The sequence below is a fragment of the Bacillus sp. T17B1 genome (assembly GCF_026796395.1).
In the GTDB taxonomy this organism is placed as follows: domain Bacteria; phylum Bacillota; class Bacilli; order Bacillales; family Bacillaceae; genus Bacillus; species Bacillus spizizenii_A.
In genome coordinates, this window is record NZ_JALAYA010000027.1 from 43,083 (window position 1) to 56,200 (window position 13,118).

The window sequence follows — 13,118 nt, forward strand, 5'->3', positions numbered from 1 at the left end:
AATTGTTTCCAATAAAGCAGGACAAATCACAAAAAAGCTCCCTGTAACAGGAAGCTCAATTACTTGTGTTCGAAAGGCTCCATATGAACATGCGAATAATCAATCGCATGCTCCTCCTTCATTCTCCGCTCAATTTCATTGGCAATATCGTGGCTTTCCGTAATATTTAAATCTGCCGAAACCTCAACGACCACATCAACGTAGACCGTACTGCCCAAGTATCTCGCTTTAATGTCTTTTAAACGACTCACACCCGAGATCTTTTCGATCGTCTGTTTATAAGCTGAAATGTCCTTTACGTCGAAGCCATCTGTCAAAGAGTGAGATGATTCTCTAAAAATATCCCATGCCGTCTTGCAGATGAGAAGACCGATTACAAACGCCGTGACCGTATCGATCCAAGCAAGGTGGAATTGCGCAGCCACAATTCCGATAAACGTCCCGATACTGACAAATGCATCTGATTTATTATCAGCAGCCGCGGCAAGGAGCGCCTGGCTCTTCACCTTTTTGCCCAGCCTTCTATTGTACTGGTAGACGACAAGCATCAGGGCTGCCCCGCCCGCTGCCGTCCAAGCCGCTATCATACCCGGTGTCTCCTGTTTCGCAGAAAAAATAGATTCTCCGGCGCTGAATAGCACTTGCAGCCCGACAACCATCATAATAAAAGATGCGATAAGTGATGCGATCGTTTCCGCTCGAAAGTGGCCGTATGGATGATCTTCGTCAGGAGGCTTTTGAGAGATACGCAGGCCGATCAGCACAGCAACAGAAGCAATAATGTCAGTTGTATTATTTAACCCGTCTGCCGTAAGTGCTTCCGAATGAAAGAGATAACCGATAATCAGCTTAATTGCGGACAGAACAAGATACGCGGCAATACTGACCAGCGCCCCGGTTTCTCCTTTTTTCAGTTCATCATATCTCTCCATACAAAACCTCCTCCCTGCTCGCGTTTTCCTATATTATGATACAAAGCTGAACCGCAGTGGGTCTACAGAAACATGATTCACCCGCCACAGAAAAATAGTAACGGTGGAACATTGTTTCTCTAAGCCAATTATTTTCTCCTCCAAAAAAACCTTCAATTCCAATGACACCAACATATCTCGTAAAAAAACATATATCAGGAGAGTATAACAACCTACAAAATGAATCATTACAGAAACATTTTTTCTTTTATTTCAAGCATTTCTGCTGAATGCACCTTAAGCAAAACCCTACAAATTTGAAATAAACTGTTATATTTTCTTACACGATTTTTCGACAAACTCTATATTTATGATAGAGTTTCAATTATCATAATATTCAGTATGACTTCATTCTTAAAGGAGGCAACCTATGAACCAGACACAATCAGGATTAAAAAAAGAATTAAAGACCCGCCATATGACAATGATTTCAATTGCTGGCGTGATTGGAGCCGGCCTATTTGTAGGCAGCGGTTCAGTGATTCACTCAACCGGGCCCGGTGCCATTGTTTCTTACGCGTTAGCCGGATTATTGGTGATTTTTATCATGAGAATGCTCGGTGAGATGTCTGCTGTAAACCCGACGAGCGGATCGTTTTCTCAATACGCTCATGATGCAATCGGACCGTGGGCAGGATTTACAATCGGCTGGCTGTATTGGTTTTTCTGGGTAATTGTGATCGCAATCGAAGCCATTGCCGGTGCAGGCATTATTCAATACTGGTTCCATGATATTCCGCTATGGCTGACAAGTTTGATCTTGACGATCGTGCTCACCCTGACTAACGTCTACTCCGTTAAATCTTTCGGTGAGTTTGAATATTGGTTTTCCCTCATTAAAGTTGTAACCATCATCGCATTTCTAATCATTGGTTTTGCCTTTATTTTCGGCTTTGCGCCAGGCAGTGAACCAGTGGGTGTTTCTAATATTACAGGCAAAGGCGGATTTTTCCCGGAAGGCATCAGCTCCGTATTGCTTGGCATAGTCGTTGTCATCTTCTCTTTTATGGGAACAGAAATTGTTGCCATTGCTGCGGGAGAAACATCCAACCCGATCGAATCCGTGACAAAAGCGACCCGATCCGTTGTATGGCGCATCATCGTCTTTTACGTTGGCTCTATCGCCGTTGTGGTGGCACTTTTGCCTTGGAATTCAGCAAATATTTTAGAAAGCCCTTTCGTCGCTGTACTTGAGCATATTGGAGTGCCGGCAGCCGCGCAGATTATGAACTTTATCGTCCTCACAGCCGTACTCTCCTGTCTAAACTCAGGTTTGTACACCACATCCAGAATGCTGTATTCACTTGCAAAAAGAAACGAAGCGCCGCGCCGTTTTATGAAATTAAGCAAAAAAGGCGTTCCCGTACAAGCCATAGTCGCCGGGACATTTTTCTCTTATATTGCAGTTGTAATGAACTACTTTTCACCGGACACCGTCTTTTTATTCTTAGTCAACTCATCAGGCGCAATTGCTTTACTCGTCTATCTTGTCATCGCTGTTTCCCAGCTAAGAATGCGAAAAAAACTCGAAAAAACAAATCCTGAAGCATTGAAAATCAAAATGTGGCTCTTCCCTTTCCTAACCTACTTAACCATCATCGCTATCTGCGGAATTTTAGTATCAATGGCGTTTATTAATTCCATGAGAAACGAGCTGCTGCTGACAGGCGTCATCACGGGAATCGTTCTGATTTCTTACCTTGTGTTCAGAAAACGCAAGGAGAGCGAGAAAGCGGCAGCCAAGCCAGTCACACAGCAACAGCCCGACATCCTGCCATAATGCTGATCAAATCCTAAACGGCCTGCCGTTTAGGATTTTGTTATTTCTCTCTAGGCAGGCAGCGGCACACAGATCTTATTGGAACCATCACGTCCTTATTGTCATTAACTATAGTACCAATTTGGAAAATTTAAATAAGGATAGATGAAAATGACACTTGAGAAATTTGTAGATGCTCTCCCAATTCCAGATACACTAAAGCCAGTACAGCAATCAAAAGAAAAAACATACTACGAAGTCACCATGAAAGAATGCGCCCATCAGCTTCACCGCGATCTTCCTCCAACCCGTTTGTGGGGCTACAACGGCTTATTTCCCGGGCCTACCATTGAGGTCAAAAGAAACGAAAACGTGTATGTGAAATGGATGAACAACCTTCCTTCAGAGCATTTCCTTCCGATCGATCACACGATTCATCACAGTGACAGCCAGCATGAAGAGCCAGAAGTAAAGACTGTCGTTCATTTACACGGAGGCGTCACGCCAGATGATAGTGACGGGTATCCAGAGGCTTGGTTTTCTAAAGACTTTGAACAAACAGGCCCTTATTTTAAACGAGAGGTTTATCATTATCCGAATCAGCAGCGCGGTGCTATTTTGTGGTATCACGATCACGCCATGGCACTCACGAGGCTAAATGTCTATGCTGGACTTGTTGGCGCTTATATTATTCACGATCCAAAGGAAAAACGCCTAAAGCTGCCTTCCTGCGAATACGACGTGCCGCTTCTGATCACAGACCGCACGATCAACGAGGACGGTTCTTTGTTTTATCCAAGCGGGCCGGAAAACCCTTCCCCCTCACTGCCTAACCCTTCTATCGTTCCGGCTTTTTGCGGAAAAACCATACTCGTCAACGGGAAGGCATGGCCATACTTTGAGGTTGAACCGAGGAAATACCGCTTCCGCGTCATCAACGCCTCCAATACGAGAACCTATAACCTGTCACTCGATAATGGCGGAGCATTTATTCAGATCGGTTCAGACGGAGGGCTCCTGCCACGCTCTGTAAAACTGAACTCTTTCAGTCTTGCGCCCGCTGAACGTTACGATATCATCATTGACTTCACAGCCTATGAAGGCCAATCCATCATTTTGGCAAACAGCGAGGGCTGCGGAGGTGGCGTTAATCCAGAAACAGATGCGAATATCATGCAATTTAGAGTCACCAAACCTTTGGCACAAAAAGACGAAAGCAGAAAGCCAAAGTACCTCGCCTCATACCCTTCCGTACAGAATGAAAAAATACAAAACATCAGAACACTGAAGCTGGCAGGCACCCAAGACGAATACGGCAGACCCGTCCTTCTTCTCAATAACAAACGCTGGCATGATCCTGTCACAGAAGCACCAAAAGCTAGCACAACTGAAATATGGTCCATCGTCAACCCGACGCGCGGAACACATCCGATCCACCTGCATTTGGTCTCCTTCCGTGTGTTAGACAGGCGTCCGTTTGATATCGCGCGTTATCAAGAAAGAGGGGAATTGTCCTACACCGGCCCGGCTGTTCCTCCGCCGCCAAGTGAAAAGGGCTGGAAAGACACCATTCAAGCACATGCAGGTGAAGTCCTGCGAATCGCGGTGACATTCGCGCCTTACAGCGGACGATACGTGTGGCACTGCCATATTCTTGAGCATGAAGACTATGACATGATGAGACCGATGGATATAACAGATCCCCGTAAATAACACGACAAACTTGCCTCTCACAGGCAAGTTTTTTCTATATGAAACTTTTGGCCCCTTTTTTCGTATAACATAAAAACAGCAAAGAGGAGCTGCTTTTTATGCTGACAAAAGACCTAAATGAAAAAACAAAACAATACATTTCCATTTATGCTGAATTAAAATCAAAATTAAAATGGAAAGTTGCACACGATCAGATATTAATGCTCATTTCTTCTGCATATATTGTGAATAAAAGAGAGTTTGACTTTCATCGCTTTTATGATTTGAGCAGCTATATCAAATCAAACATTGGGAGCTTCTCAACACTCAATTCACACCACCGTTTTACTGTTGCTTCTTTTCTGGACATTCATTTTCAGCAAGAGGCAAAACAAACGTTTCATACTTTCATCGATGTATACAATGAAATGGTGAAGCTTGGATATAAGCGGGATATGTTCACGTACCTTTCCGCTCTGAACTTGCTCACCGGCAAATCTGAAACGACAAACCAAAGAGAACAGATGAACATGGGGCTATCTGTTTATCAGCAGATGAAGAAAAATCATTACTTCCTCACTTCAACTCAGAATGTTCCGCTTGCCGTACTGCTTGGCGAAAACGGAAAAGGTTTGCAGGCGCTAAACAAGGCGCAAACATGCTATCGGCTGCTGGCGGCCAACGGGTTAAAAAAAGGACAGTACTTGCACCAGGTCAGCCATATCCTGGCCTTACAAAGTGAAAAAGACCCTGAAACGCTTGTTTCCCAATGTAAACATATATATCAATCCATCACTGATTCTTTCAAAAAGCCAAAGAGTTACCATTATCCAGATCTTGCCCTTCTCACATTTCTGGAAGAACCAAATATCAAAGCCGTTTTAAACATCACTCACGAATTAAATCAAGAAAAAGCATTTAAGTGGCAAAAGGAAATGAATTTCAAAATTGCCGTCAGCCTATACCTCAGTGAGCATATGGAAGAAAATCTGCTGATGGAATCAGGGCTATACACCGCAATCGAAACAGTCATTCAGGCCCACCAGGCAGCCGCGACAGCTGCTATCATCAGCTCAACAGCAGCCAGTCATTCTCATGACGGAAACTAAGGAGGAGAAAAAATGCCATACATCACATTAGAAGACCAGACACGCCTATACTATGAAACGCATGGGAGCGGTACACCGATTCTGTTTATACACGGCGTGCTGATGAGCGGACAATTTTTCCACAAACAATTTTCAGTACTTTCTGCCAATTATCAGTGTATTCGTCTCGACCTCAGAGGACACGGCGAATCCGACAAAGCGCTTCACGGACACACCATTTCCCAATATGCCCGTGATGTAAGGGAATTTTTAAAAGTAATGGAGCTTGATCAGGCCGTTCTTGCCGGCTGGTCAATGGGTGCTTTCGTCGTATGGGATTATTTCAATCAATTTGGGAATGATAACATACAAGCCGCTGTGATCATCGATCAATCCGCTTCCGACTATCAATGGGAGGGCTGGGAACACGGTCCGTTTGATTTTGACGGTTTAAAAACGGCGATGCACGCCATTCAGACTGACCCGCTGCCATTCTACGAAAGTTTCATCCATAGTATGTTCGCAAAATCGCCTGCCGAGACAGAAACAGAATGGATGCTGGCAGAAATCCTCAAACAGCCAGCTGCCATTTCAAGCACGATCTTATTTAACCAAACGGCTGCTGATTACCGCGGCACCCTTCAAAACATCAATGTGCCGACATTGCTGTGCTTCGGAGAAGACCGGAAATTTTTCTCGACAGCAGCTGGAGAACACTTGCGCAGCAATATTCCAAACTCGACGCTCGTCACCTTTTCTGAAAGCAGCCATTGCCCATTTTTAGAAGAGCCCGACGCTTTCAATAGTACACTCCTCTCCTTTTTAGATGGCCTGATTGGAAAACCATAAAGAAAAAGGAATTAGGAGATTGAGGAAAAGTATGAGACAATAAGAAATGTGCAGTAAAATACATGAGGGAAGAAGTGACTTTATGTCTTACTATAACAAACGTAATCAAGAACCGCTGCCTAAAGAAGATGTGAGTACATGGGAATGCACAAAAGAAGACTGCAACGGCTGGACCAGAAAAAACTTCGCCAGCAGTGACTCGCCATCATGTCCTTTGTGCGGAAGCAAAATGATCGACGGCATCCGTTCATTAGTGAATCTCCAAAACAACAGTCAAACGAAAACAAGCTAGCTCTTCCCTATAACAAATGCAGTCTCCTGCAAGCAAACAATCCCCGAACGGAGACGCAAATTCTATATTTCAGAATAAGCCTCTCATTGCAAGAGGCCGCAAATGAGAAAGAAGCCCAAAACCATAAATGTTTAGGGCTTTCTCGCCTATTCTTATGGTATTATATGGATATAAGGGTGATAACGTGTTCTCAAACCAGCAGCAAAGAGATCTGAAAAAGAGAGCTAGGTTTAAAAAGCTGAACCTTGCAATCAACGCTTATGTTGAACTTCTGTTTTTGTCGATACCTCTGATCCATCTCTTTAAATGGCTTGGATCATTAGCCCTGCACCTCGTCCATTAAAAAACCACTCAGCCCATGCCGAGTGGTTTTATTCGTTGATGACAGAAAAGCTGTTGATGATGCCGTTCGGATTTTCCCATACTTTTTTGAACGCCTTATTTTCAAGGTTATAGGAATAAATCGTCCGCACCTTGGCTTCGCGCCCTGTTTCATCCTTCAGTTTTTTAGCCCCTTCGGCTTCGGCAAGAAAATAAATGTCCTTTCCATCCTTAGAGAACTGCGGCTGTGCGTCAATTAACAGCTTGAATGAATTTTGATTTGAAATGATGGTTTCATATTTTTTCGTATCCGCATTCAGCATCTGAACAGAAGCGGTTTGCTCCGTGCCTTTCTGCGTATATGATGTAAACAAAATCTGTTTATCATCATCGGAAACAGCAATATCGCTGATAAACTGGTCAAGGCTCTTCAGCTCATCAAATCTGTTTTGATGGCCTGCCGCAAAATGAATCGTTGTCGGTTCAGGATCGGTTCCCTTTTCATTCGCTTCATCTGTTTTCTTGTAATCTTCGTCTACAGAATAATGCAGCAATGCAAACGAATCTGTTTTTTTGTTATAAAAGAAGCTGCTGACGGTGTCATCCTGATCATTAGCGGCAGGATAAAGGTTTTTGTACTTCTTCGTTTTCAGATCAAAAGCTGCAATTCGGAAATTGCTTTCGTCCGCTTTTCCTAAACGGAAAAAGATGGTTGAACGGTCTTTTGACAAAAACAAACTATCCGCACTCTCCGCGCCTTTATAAAGTATCGTCTTTTTATTAGACTTTAGATCCAGCTTAAAAAGCCTCATTTCATTTTGATCGTTATTGCCCGTATAATAAAGCACCTGCTGCTTTTGATCCAAAGCAAATGCCGGATAGCTGGTCAGCTTCTCCTCATGGATCACCTTATCATTTTCATAATACTTCGTCTGCAGATCGGTATTCGTAATTGAAACAAGCAGCTTATCGCCGCTTTCCGTATTGAATGAAACATCAGCAGCCTTCTCATGGCCTTTATCCTTTGTAACGTAAAACGCAACCCCCGCGGCAGCTGCTATGATGACTGCTAATAATAATATGATTCTTTTTTTCATCTTTTATCTCCACCAATAGAAAAAGCAAGAATGTGACTTCTTGCTTTACAGATTATATATGTAGATTAGATTAATAGCTGTAATGTCCCGCTACTTTTCCTTTGCTTAATGGATATCCAAGCGCTTTAAACGCTTTAGGGCTTACGTCCAGTACTGCATTAGGCATTCTGCCAACATCATTTTTGTAAACCGTAATTACCTTTTTAGGCTTCGCTTTTGCATAGGCTCTGATTTTTGTCCCGTTTTTAGGAACATCAAATCCGATCTTGGTCGCACAATCCCAATGTCCAAGTTTTTTACCTGAAGAGCCTTTTTTTCCGACTCCATTATACCAAGTAATATTTCCGTTCACATGTTTCGCACTGGCATCTGATGAAAAACTGAAAGCTCCCAAAATACTTCCTGCTAAGATAAAAGCCGCTAAAATGACTTTCTTCACCATTTTGTCCCCCTATTTGTTAACTTCCAGGAAAAATTATACACGATGAAACAGGGATTTTTTATTTCAATATTCTTACAGTAATGTTACAAAGTCAGAAAAATTGTATCTGCTAAAATAAACCATGGAAGATTATCCTATAATAATTGCAGTGTTAGCGTTATAATTGTTGATAGAGTAGTTAACGCATTCAATATGAACGAACCATTACCGTATTGTTCAACCAAATTCATAGTTATGTATACGACTCATACTCTCTCATAGTAAAGAAAAAAGAGTGTGCGAGACTCTTTTTTCTTCAAAGTTTCTTTTTTTAAAAAAACATAAATTATATTATATAAAAATTTCATTTCTTTTTTGGTTTTAAAAATGGCGATTTTGTGAACAGTTCATATTGATCCGTGCAGAATGCTACTCATATCAAAAAGATATAGGAGTGGTAATCCATGAAGGCAGCAAGATGGCATAACCAAAAAGATATCCGTATTGAACATATCGAAGAACCAAAAACGGAGCCGGGAAAAGTAAAGATCAAAGTCAAATGGTGCGGCATCTGCGGCAGTGATCTACACGAGTATCTGGGCGGGCCGATCTTTATTCCGGTTAACAAACCTCATCCATTAACGAATGAAACAGCACCTGTCACAATGGGCCATGAATTCTCCGGCGAAGTTGTTGAAGTCGGGGAAGGCGTTGAAAATTATAAAATTGGAGACCGCGTCGTAGTCGAACCGATTTTTGCCACACACGGCCACCAGGGTGCCTACAACCTTGATGAGCAAATGGGATTCCTCGGCTTAGCCGGCGGAGGCGGCGGTTTCTCTGAATATGTCTCTGTAGATGAAGAGCTGTTATTCAAGCTTCCTGACGAATTATCATATGAACAAGGCGCGCTCGTTGAACCTTCTGCGGTCGCTTTATATGCTGTCCGCTCAAGCAAAATCAAAGCCGGCGACAAAGCGGCTGTATTCGGCTGCGGCCCGATTGGACTTCTGGTGATTGAAGCGCTGAAAGCTGCCGGTGCGACTGATATTTATGCTGTCGAGCTTTCACCTGAACGCCAGCAAAAAGCTGAGGAGCTTGGAGCGATCATCGTTGATCCGTCCAAAACAGACGATGTAGCAGCTGAAATTGCAGAACGTACAGGAGGCGGCGTTGACGTAGCATTCGAAGTCACAGGCGTTCCAGTGGTATTACCCCAAGCAATCCAATCCACTACAATCGCCGGTGAAACCGTCATCGTCAGCATTTGGGAAAAAGGCGCTGAAATCCATCCGAACGATATCGTCATCAAAGAACGCACAGTAAAAGGAATTATCGGATACCGTGACATCTTCCCCGCTGTCTTGTCATTAATGAAAGAAGGCTATTTCTCAGCCGACAAACTCGTAACGAAAAAAATCGTGTTAGACGATTTAATCGAGGAGGGCTTCGGGGCTCTGATTAACGAGAAAAACCAAGTCAAAATCCTTGTCAGACCTAACTAATTTGAAACCAGAAAGAAGAATCCGCACTCGGGCGCGGATTCTTTTTTTTATTATCCAATTACTTCAGCGCCGGGCTCTTTCTTCTCCTCGCTGCGATCATAAGAGCGGAAGTTTTCCTCCAGCTGCTCAAGAGAAAGCCCTTTCGTTTCCGGCAAAAATTTCTTCACAAATAGAACAGAGCAAATGCCTAATCCGACGAAGATAAAGAAGGTTGTGGAAAGCCCGATGACGGCCAGCAATATCGGGAAGGTGAAACTGACTGCAAAATTCACCATCCACAAACAGAATACCGTGACACCCATTCCCAGGCCGCGAAGGCGAAGCGGGAAAATCTCTGAAAGCATCAGCCACGTCACTGGTGAAATCGCACCCTGCTGAAAGGCAAGGAACGTAACCGTTAATGACAGGACAACATATGGAAGGGCCGGTGATCCTTCCATTACAAGTGAAAATATCCCGATCAGCAATAATGCCGTTGTTGTTCCAATCAAACCTGTCATCAGCATTGGCCGGCGGCCTACTTTACCAAGAAGCCAGATCCCAACGAACGTTGCCAATACCGAAATTACGCCATTGGCGATATTCCCGATTAAAGCGGCTTCCGTTTGAAAACCAGAATCTCTTAAAATTTCAGTTCCATAATACATAATTGAGTTTACACCTGTAATTTGCTGCACAATCGCAATCCCTATCCCAATGAACACAATACGGCGCACCCATGGGACCGAAAGATCTTTAAACGTTGCTTTTTCAAGCTGATCTTCTTTTTTGAAAGCGAATTCAATTTCTTGCAGTTCAGATGCCGCCCGCTTTTCATCCCTGATTTTTTTCAATACACGCAAAGCGTCTTCTTTTCTACCTTTAGAAACGAGCCAGCGGGGACTCTCAGGCATTCTGATCATGCCGAAAAACAGGAATACGGCTGGAAGCGACGCAATGACCAGCATATATCTCCACACATGGGAGTTGTCTCCCATTGTTGTTCCGAGGATTGCATTAAAAACAAAGGCCAAAAGCTGTCCTGATACAATCATTAATTCATTCTGCGTCACCATTCGCCCCCTGCTTTCCATAGGAGACATCTCTGCTAAATAAGCAGGAACCGTAACTGATGCACCACCGACTGCAATGCCAAGTACAAAACGGGAGATAATCATGATCGTTACATTTGGAGCAAACGTACATCCGATCGTTGAAATAAAAAATATAACAGCGAGAAACAAAATGTTTTTGCGCCGGCCGTTAAAATCAGACATCCTTCCGCCAAAAACAGCACCAAGCGCAGCTCCAAAAAGAAGCGAGCTGGTGACGAGCCCCTCTGTAAAGGCATTGAGGTTAAGCTGGTCCGGCTCTCCCATATACGGCAAAGCTCCATTGAGCACTCCGGTATCATAACCGAATAAGAGCCCGCCGAAGGTCGAGACTAAAATAACTGTACGTAAAAATGACATTTGATTGCCTTGTTTATTCATACTGTTTCCCCCAGTCTTTTTCAAAATCGATCAATGCGTATTTCAAAAACTTTATTTTAGGGCTGCTGCCTTACTCACATTTCATAAGCAGGCTTCAGAAAAAGTTCATCATGTTTTTCTCCAATGGCCTCATAACCTTCCCTTCTTCTTCGCATGTCATTTCTCTTGGAAGCGATTTCATTTTTCACTAAAAGAACAGTGGGTATTTCTTGAACATATATATTTTGATTTGTTACATCATAGTCACTTAGTAGTTCGATTATAGTAATATCATAGTTACATTTTTGTTACATCTGATATTATCATAATTTTAAAAGCGTTTTCAGTCAATATAAATTTCTGAAATTTTTTTATTCAATAAAAGGAAAATGACCTATTCAAGGGGAAAATGAACTTTTTTCTTCATAAAATTATGTAAAACAAGACAAAATTTCTGTGAATATCTGTTCATCTGCTACTATAAATAAAATGGGTAAGTTTTGGTTAACTCCTCCTATTTTTCTTCTCTGCAATGACTCTCTTATCAACATTCGATCAATTGTTTCAGACTCAAGATAAAAGGAAATAGATAAGAAAATAAAAGATGGCTGGTTAGGGGAGGCAACAAAATTGAATGAGATTTATCTGATGACAGGCCTTTTATTGTTGACAGCGGGGATGATTGATTTTTTATGGACCACATTATGGTTAGAGAGCGGTGCCGGCCCGATCACAAGAAGTCTGTCTGCATGGCTGTGGAAAGGCTGCCGTAAAATTAGCGGAGACCATGCAAAGGTTCTAAGCATGGCAGGTCCTCTCCTGTTATGCCTGACGTTAATAATATGGATCATTTTATTTTGGGGCGGGTGGTTTTTGATCTTCTCAAGTGACCCCCATTCACTCGTGGAAACTCAATCGCAAGAACCGGCATCCTGGTCAGATCGAATTTATTTTTCCGGTTATGTCATGTTTACACTAGGAAATGGCGACCTCGCACCGAATGGAGACCTATGGAAGCTTGTAACGGTTATTGAAACGGCTCAAGGCCTGCTTACCATCACATTTTCTGTCACATATTTGATTTCCGTCTTGAGTGCTGTTAATCAAAAGCGCTCATTTGCCCAAAGTGTATTAAGTCTGGGACGTGACGGAACAGACATTGTGCAGAATGCATGGAACGGCAAAGATTTTCACGACATTGATTTTCTTCTTGTCGCTATCTCATCAGAGCTGGGAAAGCTGACCGCTCAGCATAACGCCTTCCCTATCCTTCATTTTTACCATAGCACGCAGCGACAGGAATCATCCATCATAGCTGTCACTGTATTGGATGAGGCATTAACCATCTTAAAATACGGCATTCCTGAACAATATCAGCCGAATCAGCTTCACATTAAAGAAACGCGCTCTAGTATTAAAAACTACTTGGATACCGTTCATACTGCCTATATCCATTCAGCTGAACAAGCGCCGCCGGAACCAGACATCTCAAGGCTTCAACAATCAGGCATACCGACTTTATCCAAGCAAACATTTCAAACAGCCGTCAATTCTTTAAAGGAACGTCGTCAATTGCTGCTGGGAATTGTCCAGGCGGGCGCTCGAAAATGGCCTATACGAGAGTAGGCGGGATAAAAAAAGATGCCTCCCAAAAGTCCAAAGACTTTCAAGA

12 protein-coding genes are annotated in these 13,118 nt (G+C 43.0%); 8 read left to right on the plus strand and 4 right to left on the minus strand.

The features are described from left to right. Positions 1-59: 59 nt before the first annotated feature. On the minus strand, positions 60-932 hold the full coding sequence (gene mneS / locus MOF34_RS13735) for a manganese transporter MneS (protein WP_268400520.1): 873 nt from the start codon (positions 930-932) through the stop codon (positions 60-62). 409 nt (positions 933-1,341) lie between these two features. On the opposite strand from mneS, the gene gabP reads away from it, so the two are divergent. The 6 genes from gabP (at position 1,342) to MOF34_RS13765 (ending at position 6,994) form a co-directional block, all read left to right on the plus strand. Then, positions 1,342-2,751: a GABA permease gene (gene gabP, locus MOF34_RS13740; protein ID WP_268400521.1), complete on the plus strand. Its 1,410-nt coding sequence runs from the start codon at positions 1,342-1,344 to the stop codon at positions 2,749-2,751. A 150-nt stretch (positions 2,752-2,901) separates the two neighbouring features. Then, entirely contained in the window at positions 2,902-4,443 is a 1,542-nt protein-coding gene (cotA, locus tag MOF34_RS13745) for an outer spore coat copper-dependent laccase CotA (RefSeq protein WP_268400522.1), read from the plus strand. 98 nt (positions 4,444-4,541) lie between these two features. Further along, complete coding sequence (locus tag MOF34_RS13750; RefSeq protein ID WP_268400523.1) at positions 4,542-5,531, plus strand: DUF4003 domain-containing protein; 990 nt, start codon at positions 4,542-4,544, stop codon at positions 5,529-5,531. Positions 5,532-5,543: 12 nt separating this feature from the next. After that, the gene (locus MOF34_RS13755; protein ID WP_268400524.1) at positions 5,544-6,359 is read left to right on the plus strand and encodes an alpha/beta fold hydrolase; all 816 of its coding nucleotides are present in this window, start codon (positions 5,544-5,546) and stop codon (positions 6,357-6,359) included. Between the two features lie 82 nt (positions 6,360-6,441). Further along, positions 6,442-6,651: a cold-shock protein gene (locus MOF34_RS13760; RefSeq protein WP_003219370.1), complete on the plus strand. Its 210-nt coding sequence runs from the start codon at positions 6,442-6,444 to the stop codon at positions 6,649-6,651. 184 nt (positions 6,652-6,835) lie between these two features. Next, positions 6,836-6,994, plus strand: coding sequence for a hypothetical protein (locus tag MOF34_RS13765; RefSeq protein ID WP_268400525.1), 159 nt, complete (start codon positions 6,836-6,838; stop codon positions 6,992-6,994). 28 nt (positions 6,995-7,022) lie between these two features. On the opposite strand, the gene MOF34_RS13770 is transcribed toward MOF34_RS13765, so the two are convergent. Together MOF34_RS13770 and walM are read right to left on the minus strand one after the other, a co-directional pair. Next, positions 7,023-8,069, minus strand: coding sequence for a hypothetical protein (locus tag MOF34_RS13770; RefSeq protein ID WP_019713489.1), 1,047 nt, complete (start codon positions 8,067-8,069; stop codon positions 7,023-7,025). A 70-nt stretch (positions 8,070-8,139) separates the two neighbouring features. Beyond that, a complete protein-coding gene (gene walM, locus MOF34_RS13775) occupies positions 8,140-8,511 on the minus strand; it encodes a cell wall metabolism protein WalM (protein ID WP_019713488.1) in 372 nt (123 codons plus the stop codon). A gap of 443 nt (positions 8,512-8,954) precedes the next feature. Here walM and bdhA point away from each other — a divergent pair, with 443 nt between their 5' ends. Further along, positions 8,955-9,995 (plus strand): (R,R)-butanediol dehydrogenase, encoded by a 1,041-nt coding sequence (gene bdhA / locus MOF34_RS13780; RefSeq protein ID WP_268400527.1) that lies wholly within the window; start codon positions 8,955-8,957, stop codon positions 9,993-9,995. 50 nt (positions 9,996-10,045) lie between these two features. Here bdhA and iolT read toward each other — a convergent pair whose 3' ends face one another. Continuing rightward, entirely contained in the window at positions 10,046-11,467 is a 1,422-nt protein-coding gene (gene iolT, locus MOF34_RS13785; RefSeq protein ID WP_268400528.1) for a myo-inositol transporter IolT, read from the minus strand. 609 nt (positions 11,468-12,076) lie between these two features. Here iolT and MOF34_RS13790 point away from each other — a divergent pair. Next, entirely contained in the window at positions 12,077-13,072 is a 996-nt protein-coding gene (locus tag MOF34_RS13790) for a potassium channel family protein (protein WP_268400529.1), read from the plus strand. The last annotated feature ends 46 nt before the right edge of the window (positions 13,073-13,118 follow it).